10 protein-coding genes and 1 rRNA gene are annotated in these 19,713 nt (G+C 44.7%); 5 read left to right on the forward strand and 6 right to left on the reverse strand.

Annotated features, from left to right (window positions below; genetic code table 11):
• Positions 1-3: 3 nt before the first annotated feature.
• The 5 genes from rrf to C510_RS0114180 all read left to right on the forward strand — a co-directional run bounded on the left by rrf (position 4) and on the right by C510_RS0114180 (position 7,275).
• Positions 4-112: ribosomal RNA gene (gene rrf, locus C510_RS0114160) — 5S ribosomal RNA — on the forward strand.
• A gap of 358 nt (positions 113-470) precedes the next feature.
• A complete protein-coding gene (gene hflX / locus C510_RS0114165) occupies positions 471-1,730 on the forward strand; it encodes a GTPase HflX (RefSeq protein WP_018711934.1) in 1,260 nt (419 codons plus the stop codon).
• A 4-nt stretch (positions 1,731-1,734) separates the two neighbouring features.
• Entirely contained in the window at positions 1,735-3,726 is a 1,992-nt protein-coding gene (locus C510_RS0114170) for a DUF4954 family protein (RefSeq protein WP_018711935.1), read from the forward strand.
• A 21-nt stretch (positions 3,727-3,747) separates the two neighbouring features.
• Complete coding sequence (locus C510_RS0114175) at positions 3,748-5,523, forward strand: TlpA family protein disulfide reductase (RefSeq protein WP_025892933.1); 1,776 nt, start codon at positions 3,748-3,750, stop codon at positions 5,521-5,523.
• Between the two features lie 108 nt (positions 5,524-5,631).
• Positions 5,632-7,275, forward strand: a complete 1,644-nt coding sequence (locus C510_RS0114180) for a fumarate hydratase (protein WP_018711937.1) — start codon at positions 5,632-5,634, stop codon at positions 7,273-7,275.
• Between the two features lie 247 nt (positions 7,276-7,522).
• On the opposite strand, the gene C510_RS0114185 is transcribed toward C510_RS0114180, so the two are convergent.
• The 6 genes from C510_RS0114185 to C510_RS0114210 all read right to left on the reverse strand — a co-directional run bounded on the left by C510_RS0114185 (position 7,523) and on the right by C510_RS0114210 (position 19,705).
• A complete protein-coding gene (locus C510_RS0114185; RefSeq protein ID WP_040366333.1) occupies positions 7,523-9,598 on the reverse strand; it encodes a GDSL-type esterase/lipase family protein in 2,076 nt (691 codons plus the stop codon).
• 18 nt (positions 9,599-9,616) lie between these two features.
• Complete coding sequence (locus C510_RS0114190; RefSeq protein ID WP_025892931.1) at positions 9,617-10,282, reverse strand: GDSL-type esterase/lipase family protein; 666 nt, start codon at positions 10,280-10,282, stop codon at positions 9,617-9,619.
• Between the two features lie 4 nt (positions 10,283-10,286).
• The gene (locus tag C510_RS0114195; RefSeq protein WP_025892930.1) at positions 10,287-12,302 is read right to left on the reverse strand and encodes a family 20 glycosylhydrolase; all 2,016 of its coding nucleotides are present in this window, start codon (positions 12,300-12,302) and stop codon (positions 10,287-10,289) included.
• Between the two features lie 213 nt (positions 12,303-12,515).
• Complete coding sequence (locus C510_RS0114200; protein ID WP_018711941.1) at positions 12,516-14,231, reverse strand: RagB/SusD family nutrient uptake outer membrane protein; 1,716 nt, start codon at positions 14,229-14,231, stop codon at positions 12,516-12,518.
• 29 nt (positions 14,232-14,260) lie between these two features.
• Positions 14,261-17,539 (reverse strand): SusC/RagA family TonB-linked outer membrane protein, encoded by a 3,279-nt coding sequence (locus C510_RS16660; RefSeq protein ID WP_244870483.1) that lies wholly within the window; start codon positions 17,537-17,539, stop codon positions 14,261-14,263.
• Between the two features lie 537 nt (positions 17,540-18,076).
• Positions 18,077-19,705, reverse strand: a complete 1,629-nt coding sequence (locus tag C510_RS0114210; RefSeq protein ID WP_018711942.1) for a sialidase family protein — start codon at positions 19,703-19,705, stop codon at positions 18,077-18,079.
• Positions 19,706-19,713 lie beyond the last annotated feature (8 nt).

The raw sequence follows: 19,713 nt of genomic DNA on the forward strand, positions 1-19,713 counted from the left end.
TATTCAGGTGACTATAGCACGAAGGTTCCACCTCTTCCCATTCCGAACAGAGAAGTTAAGCTTCGTCACGCCGATGGTACTGCGCAAGTGGGAGAGTAGGTAGTCGCCGTCTTGAGGCCCCGGATTCCGCAAGGAGGTCCGGGGCTTTTTTTGTGTCCCGTCGTGCCGTCGGTCCGCCGGACGCCCCGCACGGCCTTCCGCCGTGAATCCTCCCTCGCGGGACATATCCTTCACGGTGAAACATCCCCTTTCACCGGAAACGCCCTGTATACCAGGCTGCTGCCTGGCTTGTGAAGGCGTGAAGCCATTAAACGGGGAAATGAAATTGTATCGTAATCTGCTTCTTATTCTGTCATTGATTCTCGCCAGAAGCTCCGTAACTTTTTATTCTGCTTAATCTCAACATAATCTTTTGTTCTTTTGTTAGAAAATTCGTTATATTTGCGTGATTAAGAATTTAAATAGATTGAATGAAAGAATTTGTAATTTCTGAAGCACAGACTGAGAAAGCTGTGCTGGTGGGTCTGATAACCCAAACCCAGGATGAACGTAAAACGAACGAGTATCTGGATGAACTGGCTTTTCTGGCAGAAACAGCTGGGGCGGAAGTCGTAAAACGGTTTACGCAGAAGCTGGATACACCTAATTCGGTTACGTATGTAGGTAAAGGGAAGTTGCAGGAAATCAAGGAATACTTGGAATTGCAGAATGAATCGGAAGAGACTGAAATAGGTATGGTCATTTTCGATGATGAACTTTCTGCCAAACAGATACGAAATATTGAAGGCGAACTGAAGGTGAAGATATTGGACCGTACTTCGTTGATTCTGGATATTTTCGCCATGCGTGCGCAGACTGCCAATGCCAAGACACAGGTGGAACTGGCTCAATACAAATACATGCTGCCTCGCCTGCAACGTTTGTGGACACACTTGGAACGACAAGGAGGTGGTTCCGGTGCCGGTGGTGGAAAAGGTTCCGTAGGATTGCGTGGTCCGGGTGAAACCCAGCTGGAGATGGACCGTCGTATCATTTTGAACCGGATGGCATTGCTGAAACAGCGTCTGGCTGAAATTGATACGCAGAAATCTACCCAGCGGAAGAACCGTGGACGCCTGATTCGTGTAGCTCTGGTCGGTTATACCAATGTGGGTAAATCTACTTTAATGAATCTTTTGGCTAAGAGTGAAGTTTTTGCGGAGAATAAGCTGTTTGCTACTTTGGATACCACTGTCCGTAAAGTGATTATCGAGAATCTGCCTTTCCTGTTGTCTGATACAGTAGGATTTATCCGTAAACTTCCTACAGACTTGGTGGAATCCTTTAAATCTACGTTGGATGAAGTGCGTGAAGCGGACTTGTTGGTGCATGTGGTAGATATATCTCATCCGGATTTTGAGGAACAGATTCAGATTGTGGACAAGACCATCGCCGATTTGGGCGCAGCCGGAAAACCGACCATGATTATTTTCAACAAGATTGATGCCTATACTTACGTAGAAAAGGCGGAAGATGATCTGACTCCCAAAACCAAGGAAAATATCACATTGGAAGAACTGATGAATACCTGGATGGCCAAACTGAACGACAACTGTATCTTCATTTCGGCCAAGAACAAGGTGAATATCGAAGAATTAAGAGAACGTTTATATAAGAAGGTAAAGGAACTTCATGTACAGAAATATCCGTACAATGATTTCCTGTACCAATCTTACGAAGAAGAACAATAGCACTATGGCAACAAATTATCGTTTACTGACTCCGGCTGAGATTGCTCAGCTGGAGAAACAGCTTTGTGTAGCTGATTCATGGGAGAATATACAGGTCGCTGAGAATTTCACACCTACTCATATACACTATACCCGTTTTTCCGGTACCATCCGTTTGGGAGTATTTGAAAAAGAGTTCCAGTTACCGGGGGGAATGAGCAAACATGCCGGCTTGTGCCGCGTAACCTTACACAATGTGACAGTAGGCGATAACTGCTGTATAGAGAACGTTAAGAACTACATTGCCAATTATACGATCGGGCATGATACATTTATAGAGAATGTGGATATCATTCTGGTGGATAGAGAAACCAGTTTCGGTAACGGGGTAGAAGTTTCTGTGTTGAATGAGACAGGAGGGCGTGAAGTGATGATTCATGACCGGTTGTCGGCACACGAAGCTTATATCATGGCTTTGTATAGACATCGTCCGCAGTTGATTGAACGGATGAAGGAGATTGTACAGGCTTATGTGAAGGAACGTACTTCGGATAGCGGACAGATTGGTAATCATGTTACCATCGTAGATGCCGGTTATATCAAGAATGTTTTTGTCGGAGATTATTGCCAGATAGAAGGTACTAGCCGTCTGAAGAACGGAAGTATCAACAGTAACGAGCATGATCCGATACATGTGGGTTCCGGTGTCATTTGCGATGACTTCATTATTTCCAGCGGTTCGAATGTGGAAGACGGTACGATGCTGTCCCGTTGTTTTGTGGGGCAGGCTTGTCACATGGGACACAACTATTCGGCTTCCGATTCCTTGTTCTTCAGCAACTGCCAGGAAGAGAACGGCGAGGCCTGTGCTATCTTTGCCGGGCCTTTTACGGTCACTCACCACAAGTCTACGTTGCTGATAGCGGGAATGTTTTCGTTCATGAATGCCGGTTCCGGTTCAAACCAGAGTAATCACATGTATAAGTTAGGGCCGATTCATCAGGGTGCTTTGGAGCGTGGAGCCAAGACTACTTCTGATTCCTATATTCTGTGGCCGGCACGTATCGGTGCATTCTCTCTGGTGATGGGCCGACATGTGAAACATCCGGATACGTCTAATCTGCCTTTTTCTTATCTGATAGAGGAAAAGAATACCACTTATCTGGCACCGGGTGTGAATCTGCGTAGTGTAGGTACAATCCGTGACGCGCAGAAATGGCCGAAGCGTGACAAGCGTAAGGACCCGGACAGATTGGACCAGATTAACTACAACCTGCTGAGTCCTTATACCATCCAGAAGATGATGACCGGACGGATGATTCTGAAAGATTTGTCGAAGGTGTCAGGTGAGACTTCCGAAATTTACTCTTATCAGAGCGCAAAGATACGGAACTCGGCTTTGAATAAAGGTATCAAGTTCTATGAGATGGCAATCCATAAGTTCTTGGGGAATTCGGTCATCAAACGATTGGAAAACCTTCATTTTGCCAGTGACGAGGAAATCCGTGCCCGTCTGCAGCCGGATACACCGGTAGGAGGCGGAGAATGGGTGGATGTTTCCGGACTGATAGCTCCGAAGAGTGAGGTGGAACGTCTGATGCAGGAAATAGAGACCGGTAGTCTGACTACAGTGGCAGAGATGCATGCTCAGTTTGCCGAAATGCACCGGAACTATTATACGTACGAATGGACATGGGCATACGAGAAGATGCTGGAATTCTATCAGCTGGATGCAACCCGGATTACCGCAAAAGACATTGTCGCGATTGTCAAGCAATGGCAGCAGTCGGTTGTCGAACTGGACAAGATGGTATACGAAGATGCCCGTAAAGAGTTCTCATTGAGCTCGATGACCGGATTTGGAGCCGACGGAACCCGCAGGGAACAGGAACTCGATTTTGAACAGGTTCGTGGAGCCTTCGAGAGCAATCCGTTCGTAACGGCGGTATTGGAACATATCCGGGTAAAGACCGAACTGGGAAATGAACTGATAGCCCGACTGGATAATCTGTTATAAAGATAAAAGGAGGAGGAAGGTATGAGAGGTTTGTGGATGTTTTGTTTCGTTTGGTTACTGTGCATAAGTGTAGAAGCAGCTGTGTCTGAGCGGAGAGAAGTGGAGCATCCGTGCTTTATCGCAACGAATACATCGAAGATTGAAATCCGAAAAATAATCTTGACCGATGCACATACGCAGGTAGATGCCGTGATGTATGGAAACCCCGGTGAACCGTTGGTGCTTTCTTCGAATACATTCCTGACAGCCGGAAAAGCATCGTTCCGGTTACGGGAAACGGATAAGGTTTCTATTGATGGATTGACGGAACCTGATGTGATTCCGGAGTCCGGACATAGTTATGTGACCCTGTCCTTTGAACCCGTACCTCGTGATACTCATGAAATCAATTTTGTAGAGAAGGATTTCAACTGGAAAATCTGGGGCATCCAGTTGGTAGACAAAGAACCCTACGTATATCTGCCGAGTTTCCTCGAGAGTCAGTCTTTCGGTACAGATACGGAGCTTCCGACACCGGTACTGAAGGTAGGTAGAAACATCATTAATGGCTATGTGTTAGGATATGAACCGTCTATGGAGATTGAAATGACCCTTCATCTTGCTGATTGGATGTTTCCGGAAGCCTGGTCGAAGCAGGTTAAGATTCTGCCGGATGGAGCCTTTCATATCGAAACAAACCTGTTGACTGGTACTCCTGCCCGTTTACAGGTGAATGGAGCTTCGCTGAATCTTCTCATGATGCCGGGAGAGGAGATGATGGTATACATTCACTTGCCTCGTCTCAGCATGTCTGGTTCGGAGGTACTGAAGAAAACGTTCCGTAACCGTCAGAAAGCTTGGTATACGGGGAGTTGTGAGGCCTTGAATACTGAACTGGCCACACGAGGATATCCGTTGGAGCTGGAAGCGTTCCTAACTTCGGATGAAAAGGCGGAAATGAAGGAGATGTCTGCCGAAGACTATCAGGCATCGCTCGTTTCGCTGATGGACAAGAAGAAAAATGCACTGACACACGATAAGAAAGTGAGTCGGACATTCCGGAATTATGTGATGGCCAATTGGAATGTCGACCTGTGCCGCTTGTTGGCCCAACGGGGAATAGTGCCCGATGCGTCTGACGATTTCTATAGCTGGTATGGCTATCGGTATGCGGATTATCAGGATGCTGTATGTAAGTTACGTGAGCCTTCTGTGTTGTGGAAGGATATAACCGGAGCCCGTGCAGTGATTCAGGATTGTATGAAGAAGAAAGGATTGACATCGCCTGATAAAAAGAAGTTGGAGGAGATACAGACAACTGAAGTACGGAATTTTACCTCTGAAAGGATTAAGCAGGTAGAGGTTTTGGTAGCCCGTGAAAAGGCTGTCAAAGGACATGTCGTGGAACATTTGGATACCTTGGTACAAGGTGCTGATATTTTGCCTGCTATCCTTGCAGCTCACCGTGGACAGGCTGTTCTGTTGGATTTTTGGGCGACCTGGTGTGGCCCGTGTAAGAAGAGTTTTACCGCTATGCGTCCATTGAAGGAAAGCCTGTCTGGAAAAGATATTGTTTATATTTATTTGACAGGACCTACTTCACCGGAACTGGTTTGGCGAGGTGCTGTTTCCGGTATGAACGGTGTTCATTACCGGTTGTCGAAACCGCAATGGGACTATTTGTGTAAATCTTATGGCATTACCGGAATTCCGGGGTATCTGGTTATCGGTTATGACGGTAAGCTGTTGGCCCGTTATGTCGGTTTCCCGGGAGTGGATGTACTTCAAAAAGATTTGTTGCGTGCTATGGGGCAGTGAGCCGAGCCGATAAAGAAAAAGATTTTTACGCTAATTAAGGAAAAAATTCAATATTACTTTGTACCTTTGCTTTCAAACGAATAACTAACATTTTAAAAACATTCAATTATGGCAACACCTGAATTCAAGTATCAGCCGATGTTCGAACACGGAAAAGATACTACTGAATACTATCTGCTTACCAAAGATTATGTCTCTGTAAGCGAGTTTGAAGGAAAACCTATCTTGAAAATCGAAAAAGAAGGTCTGACAGCAATGGCCAATGCGGCTTTCCGTGATGTTTCATTCATGCTGCGCCGTTCTCACAACGAGCAGGTTGCTAAGATTCTGAGCGACCCCGAAGCCAGTGACAACGATAAATATGTAGCCTTGACTTTCTTGCGTAATGCAGAAGTCGCTGCTAAGGGTGTACTTCCTTTCTGCCAAGATACAGGTACTGCTATTATCCACGGTGAAAAAGGTCAGCAGGTATGGACCGGATATTGCGACGAAGAAGCTTTGTCACTGGGTGTTTTCAAGACATATACTGAAGAGAACCTGCGTTACTCACAGAATGCTCCGTTGACCATGTACGAAGAAGTCAACACCCGTTGCAATCTGCCTGCTCAGATTGATATCGAAGCTACTCAGGGTATGGAATATGAGTTCCTTTGCGTAACAAAGGGTGGTGGCTCTGCCAACAAAACTTATCTGTATCAGGAAACCAAGGCTATCTTGAATCCGGCTACACTGGTTCCGTTCCTGGTAGAAAAGATGAAGACACTGGGTACTGCTGCTTGTCCTCCTTATCATATTGCTTTCGTAATCGGTGGTACTTCAGCTGAGAAGAACCTGTTGACCGTGAAGCTGGCTTCTACTCGTTTCTATGACAATCTGCCGACTACCGGTAACGAATACGGTCGTGCATTCCGCGATATAGAACTGGAGAAACAGGTTCTTGAAGAAGCTCACCGCATCGGTTTGGGAGCTCAGTTCGGTGGTAAGTATTATGCTCACGATGTACGTATTATCCGTCTGCCTCGTCACGGCGCTTCTTGTCCGGTAGGTTTGGGTGTTTCTTGCTCTGCCGACCGTAACATCCGTTGTAAAATCAATAAAGACGGTATCTGGATTGAAAAACTGGACTCAAATCCGGGTGAACTGATTCCGGAAGAACTGCGTCAGGCTGGTGAAGGTAATGCTGTGAAGATTGATCTGAACCGTCCGATGCCGGAAATTCTGGCTGAACTGGATAAATATCCGGTAGCAACCCGTCTGTCTTTGAACGGAACTATCATTGTTGGCCGTGATATCGCTCACGCTAAGCTGAAAGAACGTCTGGACCGTGGTGAAGACCTGCCTCAGTATATCAAGGATCATCCGATTTATTACGCTGGTCCGGCCAAGACTCCGAAGGGAATGGCTTGCGGTTCTATGGGCCCGACTACTGCCGGCCGTATGGATCCGTATGTAGATTTGTTCCAGAGCCACGGAGGTTCTATGATTATGTTGGCTAAAGGTAACCGTAGCCAGGCTGTAACTGACGCTTGTAAGAAGCATGGAGGTTTCTACCTGGGTTCTATCGGTGGTCCGGCTGCTATCCTGGCACAGAACAACATCAAGAGCATCGAATGTGTAGAATATCCGGAATTGGGTATGGAAGCTATTTGGAAGATCGAAGTGGAAGACTTCCCGGCATTCATCCTGGTAGACAACAAGGGTAATGATTTCTTCAAGCAGATCAAACCGCGTTGCACTGGAAACTGCAAGTAACCCTTTTTGTCTGAAGTTGCGTTAGGGTAACTTCAGACAGATATATAAAAGGAAAGCGTCTATCTTGAAATTATGGGAGATAGACGCTTTTTTATTTAAATAAACCTTTAAATTAAAGTCGTTTAAGCAGGATAAATACCTTAAATAAAAGTCTAAATGAAGTTATCAAATAAAGTATTATTGGTGACTTCTTACCGTAGTTTGTTGATAACTCTATTGTTTGATATAATATCGATGCTGCTATTGATTAAAAAATTTCTTCTCTGAAGGTAGAAGCCGGAAGACCTTCTGCATTCATCAGATTTGCTCTAGTGAAGGGTTGCCAGCCATATCGGATAAAGTGTGGTGTCTTCACTTGCGGGCTGTGCAGTATGATGCGTTCTCCCTGGATGGTCGCTTTTGCCGGATAATACAGTCCGTCGGTTTCCGCTATTTCGAATCCGATTATTTCTTTTCCATTGGAAGGTTGTAGCCCTTTTCCGTATAGGAAATCTATCACGACCTGTTTCCCCTCAACCTGAGCCGATTTAAACAGTGGACCGGACGGAAGAAGGTTCGAGAAGCCATATTCCTTGTGTAGAGCCCAACGTGCCAGTCTTTCTCCGATTGGTCGTTTGTCTCGGGGATGTACATCCAGTGAGTCACCCTTGTCTGATGAAACGGCCATTCCTGTATGGGGAATCTGTTGCATCAGCTGTCTTTGACTGTCCCGAAACCACGGCCAAGACGGTCGGTTGAGACTTGACAGCTGAACAAAATAGAAAGGAAGTTCGGGTGATTGCCAGTTCCTGCGCCAACTTTGTACCAGTAGACTGAACAGTTTCTCGTGGGCTTCCATGTTATGTGCGTTCGATTCTCCCTGATACCAGATGACTCCTTTGATAGGGTATTGTTCCAACGTTTGGATTCCTGTTTCGTACAGGTAGCAAGGTTCGTATGGATGACGTTGCAGTTTGTCTGTTTTCTTTTGAAGATTGGTTAAGGCACGTTCGCGTACCCAGTCTTGGATGAAGTCGTTTTGTGTCCAGTCTCTCAGAATAGCAGAAAATTGGAATTCCAGTGTACTTCGGTCTATCCATGCTTCTGTGGGTGAACCACCTACAGCGTTACAGATTAATCCGACTGATACGTTCAGACTATCTTGAATCATTTTCCCGAAGTAATAGGCTACAGCTGAAAATCCGGCAACTTGTTGTGGGGTACAAGGCTTCCATTGTGTAGGTTGATAATACAGCAAATGATTGACGGAATCCAATGCAGATACTTCCCATGCACGGTTATCGGTAGCCCATTTCCCTTTCAGGTGATATAGTCGGATATCTATATTGTCTGCTTTGGGAATATCTTTATCCGCTGTGATAGCTTGCGACAGTTGGAACTCCATGTTTGACTGTCCTGAACAAAGCCAGACTTCACCTGCCGCAACATGATGGAATGTCTGTTTTTGTTTATGAGTGGAAACAGTCAGTTCATAGTTGTTCCCGGCTTTGATAGGATGAAGTGTTACGCTCCACTTTCCGTCGTATCCTGTGGTAGCAGTGTGTTGTTGCCCATCAATGCAGACTGTGACTTTTTCACCGGCGTTGGCTGTCCCTTCTATAGTGAGAGGGCGATTGCGTTGTAGTACCATATAGTCGGTGAAGGTTTGAGGCAAATGTAGGCCTCCGAAATCTCCGGTAATGGCTGAATAGACGGTGTGCGCCAGTATACCGGCACCCTCCGGATTGGGATGAAGTCCGTCTGGGAAAAAGAGCGGATAGGCATACAAGGCTTGATGGAGGTCGATTAGTTGTACATCGGTTACACGGGAGATTGTTTCAATAGCCTGTTGGATGTCACGATGCCAGTCACGTGTACCGGATTCGAATCTCGGATGCCGGTGTGAAATAGGTGTCAGCCGGCATATCAGGATGCGACAGTGTGGATTGGCTTTCCTGCAGGAATCAATCAAGGCTAGATAATCTCTGACGAATTCATCCCGGTAGTTGGGCCAATTTCTGGGGTCTGTATCATTAATGCCCAGATGTATCACGGCAATGTCTCCGGCAAATTCCATGGCTTTCTGGAATTCCGGCTGTTTCATGTAGGGACGGTGTCCGTGATTGAGTAATGTCGCTCCTGGCTTGCCAAAATTTCCTACAAGGTAATCACAACCCAATAATTGCTGCAGTTGTGCCGGATATGATTCGACTTGTGGATTCTCGGTACCTATACCGTAAGTTATACTATTTCCTATGCAAGCTACTTTTGTTGGTGAGTCAGCATGTGATAAGGAAGCTGTTAATAAGAGGAAAAACAGGATAAAGAAAGATTTCCGGTTCATAGTGTCAGTTTATTTCGGTTATAAATAGGGGGTGATGATTTCTTTCCATAACAGATAGCCTTTGCCCAACAAATGGAGTCCATCGTTGGTGTATTGTTTTTGCATCTGTCCTTCGGCATCGACGAAGTGTGAGAACAAATCGATGTATTGCACTTGTTCTTTTTCTGTCACGGTCTTGATTTTCTGGTTTATTTCCGGAATTTCTTTCCAGTGGCAAGTATGTTCATAAAATTTATTATAATAAGTGGTGACTGGTAACAGGCTTTGTACATAGATTTGTGTTTCAGGTGACACTTGCTTGATTTTCTGTACAATGAGTCGGATGCCAGCTGCAATGGTATCTGCTGGTTCGTTTTGTGGTACATTGTTGATACCAATCATCAGGAAAATTTTGGCTGGTTGCCCGTTTACAATAGCATCCAGTCGGTCGAATACACCTTGTGTCGTATCGCCACTAATGCCTCGATTCTTGACATGCGGATTATTGAATAATTCGTGCCATTCTCCTCCATCGGTGATGCTGTTTCCTATAAAGATGATATCTTCGGATGTAACAGGAAGACTCTCGAAAAGTGACGCACGCTGGTAATAGTAAGTGGAATACTTAGGAGATTTGTCCTGTTGTGCATAGAGTGTGACGGCTGTCAGCCAGGTAAAGAGCAATAAAAATGTTTTTTTCGTCATGTCCTTATTGTTTTTTAGGGTTAGTGGGTGAATAGATTAGATTTTCTAAAGATTCGGTACCATCAGGGGTAACAAATACAGCTGTAAACATCCATTTGACCAGTCTTACTTGTGGAGTTTGGAATTTACCAATGGGAAGTTTCAGCATGAGTTTGTTCCATCCTTTATGTAATTGTACTTGTAAGGGTGGCCTTGATACACAGTTTTCGTTGGTTAAAGGTATTTCGTTAGACCGTTTTTTGTGTGTATTTTGCCATTGGGGAGGTAACAGTTCATGTCCGTTTAGCCAAGCGCGACTTTCTTTGTAATCCCATTTTCCCGATTCAGGAGGAAGATCACTTTCTGATCGGCTATAATTCTGGAATTCCAATAGGAGTCCGGCAGACTGCTGTTCTGGAGAATATACCCAAGTAGTGGCATAGGCTGTATGGTTTTCCTGTGGGTTTTTGTAAAAGCCTGGTACCAAGTTCCCCCATACATGCCTCAGATAGATGCCTGCACCATTAACCGTATGAGTCTGATAGCGTTTTCCCTCATACTCATAGGTCTCTGCTTCTGTATCTTCCGGTGGAAATTTTTTTCTTAAGTCTCCCTGGTTGGGAAAGGCGTCAGTAATATTCCATTTTACGTGACTCTGCCTGACATATGGAAACGGTTCTCCTGCAAATGTATGGTGTTTATGCCATAGCATCCGTTGTTCGAAGTCGGCAAATTTCTGATTGGTTTCCGGAGTTTCTGTCCGTAGTAAAGTTTCTGGACCGTCAAAATAACACGTGCCTCCGCCTAGCCATGCCCGTTCTGCCAATGCCAGCATGTTGGCATACAAGTTATTTTCTGCTACGATTTGTTTCTCATCGGTGATATAACGGTCATTCCATATGGCAAGGATGCTGCCTGCAATATCTTCACTTCCCTGACCACAATTGTAGATACGGCTATTGTATAAAGCTACCAGGTCTGCATATGTATCAAAGTGGTTCAGATAATGGAACCGACAGTCTATTGCCGGGATTCCCGGTTGTGCTTTTCCTCTATAGCTCCATAGTTGGGTCATATCTATTTCACCGGGCTGATAATTCCATCCCGGATTCCAGGAAATGACTTTTTTACCTTTAGACCGTACGTAGCGGACCATTTCCGGAACAAATTCCGGATTGGTGAATTTCACTTCATCTGTTCCTATATGTATATAGGGTACATCAAAAGTTTCACAGACTTCATCCATCAGTTTCTTTAGGATTTCCATGCCCTTTTGGCTTTGCATGTCTGCATGAAAAGCTCGATTGAAAGCTTCGCTATGTCCCGGCATATCTATCTCGGGTATTAACATTACATGATGTTCTTTACAGAATTTGACTAGTTCTTTGGCCTCTTGGAGTGTATAGTATTTTCCTGGCATCCGTGTCATATTTTGAGGAGAATTAAGCTCCGGATAGAGCTTGCTTTCCAGTCTCCATGCCTGATTCTCTGTCAGATGCCAATGGAAAACATTGATTTTGAATCGACTTAAGAGTTCTATTTCTTTTTTGAGTTCTTTCAAAGAAATATAGGTACGTCCTACATCGTGCATGAATCCACGGATGCGGAAAGCAGGCCAGTCTGTGATTTCACATCCTCTGATTATCACTTGACCGCTGTCACAATCCATTAACTGACGTAAAGTCTGTAAAGCCATATAAACCCCATGCGGGGAGGTCGCTTCAATGTCAATCCGTTCTGTAGCTACCTTCAGCCGATAAGCTTCATCTGAATTAACGGGAACTTGAAGCAGCGAATCACATAATGTTACCACAATAGAAGAAGAGGCTGTTGTCTTAATTGTTCCTCCCTGTTCGATAACAAAAGCTTCCAGTTCCTCCTGAAGAACCGAAGAAACAAGCTTTACTTTGTCCACTCGAAAAGAATCGGGACAAAAAAGGCATTGCTGAGGCTTAGGAAGCAAACAATCCCTATCATTGCCCCATAGCGACAATGTACAAAAGATTCCAAGCAACCAACAAATGTTTATTTTCCTACACATAATCAATCACAATTTTTCAATTCCAATTGTATATATTCATAGAATTGCCACTTTGCACCACTTCTTGCTTCTCCTGAAATGTCAGGACAATAGACAACAAGAATTTGTACTAAAAAAGAATTGGAAGAACAGATTGTTGCGAATCTCATTCTTCCAATTCTGTAAAGTATTACATCCTACAGATTCAATATTGTTAAACGAAGCTTATGCAAATTATTCTTCGCTCATTTCGTAACCCGGAGTCTGTTCCAACAATGGGTCATTACTCAAGTCCGAAGTACTAAGCGGCCAAAGTACGCGGTAAGCCAAGTCTTCCGAAAGGATGGGTTCCACCACAATTTCGGGCGGTGTTGATTCTTCCCACTTGTTGGGGCTGAGCTCTTTCATGTTCTCTGTGATTTCCAGACCGTAAGCTATGTGGCCTTCTTTGTGGAATACCAGATGATCCAATTCGCCACAAGCAGCACTTACCGACATGCGGCGTACATCGTACCAACGTTGGCCTTCCTGAACAAATTCCTTGTCTTTCTCGTGAAGAATAGCCACTTCGTTTTCTACAAACGAACCTGCCGTATAGCCGTAAATGCTCGGATCCCAGTTGTCACCGTAAGCACGTTCACGAATCAGATTGACATATTTTTCCACATTCGCACCATCGCCTTCCATATTGGCGATTTCCGCCAAAGAGAGATACGCCAGCGGCAAACGATACAAAGGCTGGTCACCGTTGTAGCAGCGATAACCGGTACTTTCACGGATAGAACCTAGATTCTTGCAGACAAAAGTTCCGCGCAACTGCGTAGCGGCCTGGTCGTGCCAAGAAGCAATAAACGTAGCATCACGACGGGTATCTTCCGCATCGTACTGATACCACAAGGCGTTGGTAAACTGATAGCGCTGTACGGCCGATGCGACATCCAACGGGTTATCCCATAGGTTTCCATTACTTTCATAAGCAGCTCCAATGGTATATCCGGTCACGATACCATATACATAACTGGAAGGAATGTCGTTTGTCACTTCTGTCTCGTCCGCATCGAAAGCAAAAATAATCTCTGAATTCTGCTCATTATTTACGCTGAACACGTCGGCAAAATTATTCTGTAATGACAAACCATAATTGTTGACTACATTCTGGAAATACGTTTTAGCTGTTGCCAAATCACTCGGAATGATAGCTTGGTCACCGGTAGCCACCTTGGCACTCCATAAGTAAACCTCACCGGCCAACATCTCGGTAGCTGCCTTCGACCAATAATATTTGGCATTCTTGCTGTCACCGTTGAAGTTGAAAGATGTCTGGTTGCCGAAGTATTCCAACGACTTGGCTATATCCGCCTTAATCTGAGCCAAAGTTTCCGAAGCTTTGGCACGTCCCATATAGAGAGTAGACTGATCATAGTTACCGTTCTCTACATCAGGTGTCAAACGCAAAGGCACACCGCCGTAAGCGCGGTACATCAGGAAATAATAATAGGCACGCATACCATAAACCATACCCAAACAATAATTCTTGGTGTCCTCGCTGTCAAAATAGGTAGCGTTTTCTACATTATAGATGAAGAGATTGGCAGCAGAAATCAGTCCCCAATATCCTCCGAAGTTGGAAACGCCATAGTTTGTTTGTGACAGGTTCTGGTCACGAAGATATTGGGAATTAAGACTGGCACCATCACTACCACCAGCCTGTTGGGTATAAGCACCGCCACGGATTTCACCGTAGGTGATGTTAATCTGGAAATTAAAGTTGCGTAATTGTGACATCTGCGCATGCAGGTTACCGATAGCCTGTGATTCTGTCTGCCAAAAGTTTCCGGCTCCATAATAATCTATTGGAGCAAGGTCAAGCCAATCTGAGCATGATGTCATCCCCATACTTGCAGCCACAACGGCAGCAGATACAAAGGTATATAGTTTATTCTTTTTCATAATTTTCTGTCATTTTGAATAAAAAATAATTAGAATGTAATATCAAGTCCGAAAAGAACTGTACGGGGCATTGCATAAGTACCTCCCCAACCGCTGGTATTTCCATCTGTATATTGGGTATAGTCAGGAATGGCAGAAGCACTACTAGTCCAGTAACCCAGGTTCTGTCCTGTAACCGATAATCTCAAACTCTGGCAACGGAATTTACTACAGATCGTTTTCGGAAAATCGTAGGACAGCTGTAATTCACGGAACGCCAAATAATTACCTTTGGTAGCCCAGAACTCGGATGTACGGACATAGTTGTTCTTACCCAACTGATCGGCCCACACATAGCGCGGATATTTAGCATCCGGATTTTCCGGAGTCCAGGAATCCCAAATATCAGTTGTCATGTTATAGGCACCTTGTGCACAGCCGTCAATCCATTGTTTCAAACCATCATAAGTAGTGAAACCTAAACCAAAGTCTGTACGTAAATAGAGAGACAACCCTTTCCAGGTAAGCGTGGTGTTCAAACCACCATTCCATTTCGGAGTATAAGTACCCAGCACTTTCCGGTCGTATGAATCGATGATACCGTCACCATTGATATCCTCAAACATCAGGTCGCCACATTCCAGTTCATACGCCTTTCCTGTCCAACCCGCATCCTGCAGTTTCTGGTAGCCCTTGTCGCCATAGTAGACTGCGATGCTCTGAGACATATCGCAATAACCGTCTACCAGATCGCTTTCCGTACGGACCATCTTGTCCACCCCGTAACCGACAATCACATCGTATGGAGTTTTACCTTCCTGCAAACCACCTACATAATAGGTTTCATTACCGTTTCCGGTATAGATTTCTGTACCGCCCTGACGATTCTTGTCCAAACCGTTATAAGGAAGTTCCACTACTGTGTTTTTATTGTAAGAGATATTGGCACCCAGTGTCCAGCTGAAATCTTTCGTTCTGAGCAGATTTGCATTGATATCAATTTCAATACCACGGTTACGGAACTTACCGTTGTTGTTCGTAATGGAGCTCCATCCGGTCGTTGAAGGTAGCGAAAGTGACGCATACTTATCCGATGTCAGACGGTCATAGAACGTAAGGCCGAGCGTAAAGCGGTTGTTCAGGAAACCAAGATCAAGACCAACTTCTGCTGTACGTGTCTTTTCCCAACGAAGATCCGGGTTAGGCAGAGTTGTCAGACGGAAACCGGTATTTCCGTTATAGGTAGATGAACTATAAGCGCCATGCAACGTATAAATACCAATATAATCGGTATCGATGCTACCGTTCACACCGTAGCTGGCACGCAACTTACCATAATTCATAATCCCTTTCAGTGGAGAATAGAAATCTTCCTCAGAGAATACCCAACCGGCTGACACACCAGGGAAGAATCCCCAACGATTGTTGATCAGGCGGGAATAACCATCTTCACGGAAAGTAAAGGACAGGATATAACGTTCCAGATAGTCGTATTGTACACGGCCGAAGAAAGACATGATACGTTCACGGCTATGCGATGTATCAACCGAACGCTTGCCTTCCTCACTAGAAGTATAAGCCAAATCACCGAAATCATCGGTAGGAGCACCATATCCGTACGCATACATATATTTGTACTGTTTGTCCCAAAATTCTGTACCGGCCATGGCATTGACAGAATGATCGCCAAACTTACCGTCATAATTAGCCACCAAATTATAGGTCTGGTTGAAATAGCGATAGAAGGTCGCCCATGACTCACGGTTTGTATTCATGGCAGTGCCCGCCTGATTGGTGTGGTAATCCTTGTTGAAGCCTTCGTCAAGGTACTCACTGTAACTCCATGCCATGGTTCCTCGGAGAGTGAAACCTTTGAAAAGCTTGGCTTCCAACGTTTGTGTCATATTGAATTTATCTGTTTGGTAGTCACGCTTAAACTTATCCAGTTCGTACAGATAGTTACCGTCCGAGCGGGATGAGCCCAACAGATAGTTACCTTCTTCATCTTCCAGACGGATGGTAGAAGGTAGAGTCAAGACACGTCCGAAATAGTAACTATCACTCGTTTGGAAAGCAGGACCATCCTCCCAGTTGGCTCGGTTGTAGTTGAAAATGGAGCTTGCTTCCAACCAGTCGGTAATTTTATAAGAGCTGGTAAACGAGAACGAGTAGCGCTTGTAGAAGTTATTGACTTTCATACCGTCTGCATCATAATAACCTAAGCCGGCATAATACTTTCCGCGATCGTTACCACCGGAGAAGCTGAGGTTATATTCTTGGGAAACAGCAGGACTGTTAATGTTATATTTACTGACATCCGTATCCTTAAACAATATCTGTCCATCACCTACAGGGTCATCCATCACCTGCCAACCATGATTTTTTATCAGGTTCTGCTGATATTCCGAACCGGTATACCCCAGTACATTATATACACTGCTGGAAGTAAGTTCTGTCGCACCGGTTCCTACACTACTGGAACTTGAGGTCAAGTTACCGGTTGCTGTACACCACGGAGTATTGGCATAAGCCGTACGTAACCAATAGATATAACCTTCCGCATCCATCATGTCGTAAGTCGGTACATAATATTGTGCACCTACCTTCATGTTAAAGTTTACTTGGGCTTTACCCTGCTTTCCTTGCTTGGTCGTTACAAGGATAACACCGTTTGCGGCACGTGCACCATAAATAGCCGTCGCACCGGCATCCTTCATGACTTCCATTGATTCAATATCGTTCGAGTTGAGGTCACTCAATCCATCTGTACGAATCTGACCGTCCACTACAACCAGCGGTTCGCCGGTACCGTCATAACTGGTACCACCACGCAGAGTAATGGTAGGAGTAGAACCGGCAAAACCGGAAGTCTGTTTTACTTTAACACCCGAAATGGCACCCACCAAGGCTTGAGCAGGATCACCGTAAGAACCTACAGTCAGTGTTTCCTCGTTTACTTTTGAGACAGAGTTGGTAAGCTTTCCTCGCTTTTGTTTGACACCATATCCCATTACCACCACTTCATCCAAAGTCTGTGTATCATCTTTCAATACAATATTAAGCGGTTGACCGTTCCATTTCACTTCTTGTGTAGCATAACCTACAAAGGAGATTTCGATGATTGCTCCTTTCTGTACATTAGGGATAGAGAAATCTCCGTCCAGACCTGTGATGGTTCCATTGGTAGTTCCTTTTACAACTACGGACGCTCCGATAACTGTTTCACCCGATGCGTCTTTTACAACACCTTTACATACACTTCCCTGTTGTATTTCTCTTGTAGAATTAACAGAAAGAGAGGATGCTGCATTTACCCCCCCCCCCCCCATAGCGGTAATCCGCTGATAAACAGCATCATACTAGCTGATTTAAGTGCTTTTTTCATTGTTTTAATTTTAAGTTAATAATTAGGGTTTCAGTTGGTTGCTCTTAAAAACGTTTAAAAAAGGACACTGGGTTAGCAATGAAAAACACGTACAAGATATTCTCAATTGGGCGTTGGTCTAATCTAAAACATTAAAAAATGTGTATTGATTTGCAGAACAAGAAGTCCTAATTATGAGTTTGAATTCTTTATTTGTGATATGTTTTATAATATATTCATTGTTAACCTTTGCAAATATATAAGTTCTTTTCTTAATGTCAAAGAATATAAAGAATTATTTTTATTAACTAGGCAATAAAATATCTATGTGCTTTTTAAATTAGCCAAAGTTCATTGTAGCTACTTTATGATTTATAAAACAATTATATTATAGAGTATGTAGATAAAAATGAGTCTATCTGCTTAAAATGTAAAACAGATAGACTCTGATGTTGATCTCTAATAGATAAAATAATAATTAACTATGTAGCATCACTGCTTTTTATTCTTTCACAATATCTTTCAGCTTAATGCTTTGGAAAGTCATGTGTGCCACACTGCTTTCATAAAGGATACCGATGGTTTCCTTGTCAATCATGGTAAGACAAGAATATCCCCAGTTATAGCCCTCATCCAGTAACAGTTGGTGTTCGGGTAACCAAGTGTTTCCACCGTCCATGCTGATTTTGATGGTAATGTCCTTTCTTTCGGATGTACTGTTCGGATTCGAGAAAATCAGTAAGTCCTTACCTAAAACATTGTCTTTTGCCAGAACACTGATGAGGCTGGCCATACATACCGGTTCTCTCAGAGCTGTGCGTGAAGATTCATGTTCTTTCCATGTTTTGCCCAAATCGGTTGTCGTATAGACTGCACGGCTTCCACCGCGGTTATCGCGCATATTCAACATCAAGACACCCGGAGAAACTTCGGCTACTTGTGCTTCGGTGGTGTTGGTACGGGCATGGTTATGGATGTGCCAGGTCTTTCCGCCGTCTTTGCTGTACATGATACCGGCATTCGGAATGCGGGTCTTGTCGATGAACTGGATAGGGAATACCAGAGTTCCGTCACTCATGGTGATGCCTCGTCCCGGTCCCTGCAGCAAGAAATACCATTCCGGCTTTTTCACCTGTTCAGTGATATTGATAGGTTCCGACCAAGTTTTCCCATCATCGGTGCTCTTAGCCAAGACTAACTGTGCGGTGATATTTCTGTCCATTCCCTGATGGGAACTCCACCAGGCACGTTGGTTGCCCATACCGTGAGTCCATGCTGCCACTATCCATACAGTATTGGTCTTAGTGTCCACTAAGATAGAAGGGTCACCGACACCGTTCTGTGCTGAAGGTAGTCCGTCGTGTTCTCCGAAAGAGAGTGGAATACGCATCTTTTCCCAAGTCTGCCCTCCGTTTGTACTGCGGCTGAGGCCTATGTCGATGTGTTCCTGTAGGTCTACACTGCTGTTGTAGCGTACATCGTATACGCCCAACAACGTTCCTTTATTGGTGGTTACCAGTCCAGGAATACGGAATGCGGCTGAGCCGTCATCGCCAGCATGGCGTACACCTACACCCAAGCGGCGGGTTACAGGGCTTTCTGAGGCATCTTTTACAGGATTAATTTTTCCGTCGGTAACTGCTTGGGTAATTTCAGCGGTAATCGGGGTATTCAGATTCGCATTGGGTTGCATTTCCAGACTGACCCAGAAGAAATTGATACCCGGGAAAAGATTCTGGTTACCTTTCAGAGTCAAGGTGTGACTGGTCGGTTGGCATTCGTCTTTCTTGATGGAATAAGACGGGTTGGCAGCCAAGGTTTTTCCCGGTGTGTGGCTGGAAATGTATTCTACGGGAGCATAGCGCTTTTTACCCCGGTCTTGGGGAGCTTCTGTACCGCTATAATAGAGTTTTACGGATTTGATGGCCGACAGAGGAACATTCTTGTCGAATGTAACGGTTACTTCGTCCAGTTTCTTGGTGTCTTTAGCATCCATCCGCATGTAGAAAAGCACGTTATCGTTCCGTTCCAGCAGGATAGGAATCTGCGGAGCCTTCGTATAAATGGTGTCGGCCGCCTGGCTGGCCATAGCTGCCAGCAAGCCTAGTGTAAGAGAAAAGATTCGCTTCATAATCGTGT

It is taken from the genome of Phocaeicola barnesiae DSM 18169 = JCM 13652 (genome assembly GCF_000374585.1).
Lineage (GTDB): Bacteria > Bacteroidota > Bacteroidia > Bacteroidales > Bacteroidaceae > Phocaeicola > Phocaeicola barnesiae.

Excerpts from the sequence above, each read along its gene's own strand:
- C510_RS0114185 (WP_040366333.1), bottom strand. The coding sequence starts at position 9,598 with ATGAACCGGAAATCTTTCTTTATCCTGTTTTTCCTCTTATTAACAGCT.
- C510_RS0114190 (WP_025892931.1), bottom strand. The coding sequence starts at position 10,282 with ATGACGAAAAAAACATTTTTATTGCTCTTTACCTGGCTGACAGCCGTC.
- C510_RS0114170 (WP_018711935.1), top strand. The coding sequence starts at position 1,735 with ATGGCAACAAATTATCGTTTACTGACTCCGGCTGAGATTGCTCAGCTG.
- hflX (WP_018711934.1), top strand. The coding sequence starts at position 471 with ATGAAAGAATTTGTAATTTCTGAAGCACAGACTGAGAAAGCTGTGCTG.
- C510_RS0114175 (WP_025892933.1), top strand. The coding sequence starts at position 3,748 with ATGAGAGGTTTGTGGATGTTTTGTTTCGTTTGGTTACTGTGCATAAGT.
- C510_RS0114195 (WP_025892930.1), bottom strand. The coding sequence starts at position 12,302 with ATGTGTAGGAAAATAAACATTTGTTGGTTGCTTGGAATCTTTTGTACA.
- C510_RS0114180 (WP_018711937.1), top strand. The coding sequence starts at position 5,632 with ATGGCAACACCTGAATTCAAGTATCAGCCGATGTTCGAACACGGAAAA.
- C510_RS0114200 (WP_018711941.1), bottom strand. The coding sequence starts at position 14,231 with ATGAAAAAGAATAAACTATATACCTTTGTATCTGCTGCCGTTGTGGCT.
- C510_RS0114210 (WP_018711942.1), bottom strand. The coding sequence starts at position 19,705 with ATGAAGCGAATCTTTTCTCTTACACTAGGCTTGCTGGCAGCTATGGCC.
- C510_RS16660 (WP_244870483.1), bottom strand. The coding sequence starts at position 17,539 with ATGGGGGGGGGGGGGGTAAATGCAGCATCCTCTCTTTCTGTTAATTCT.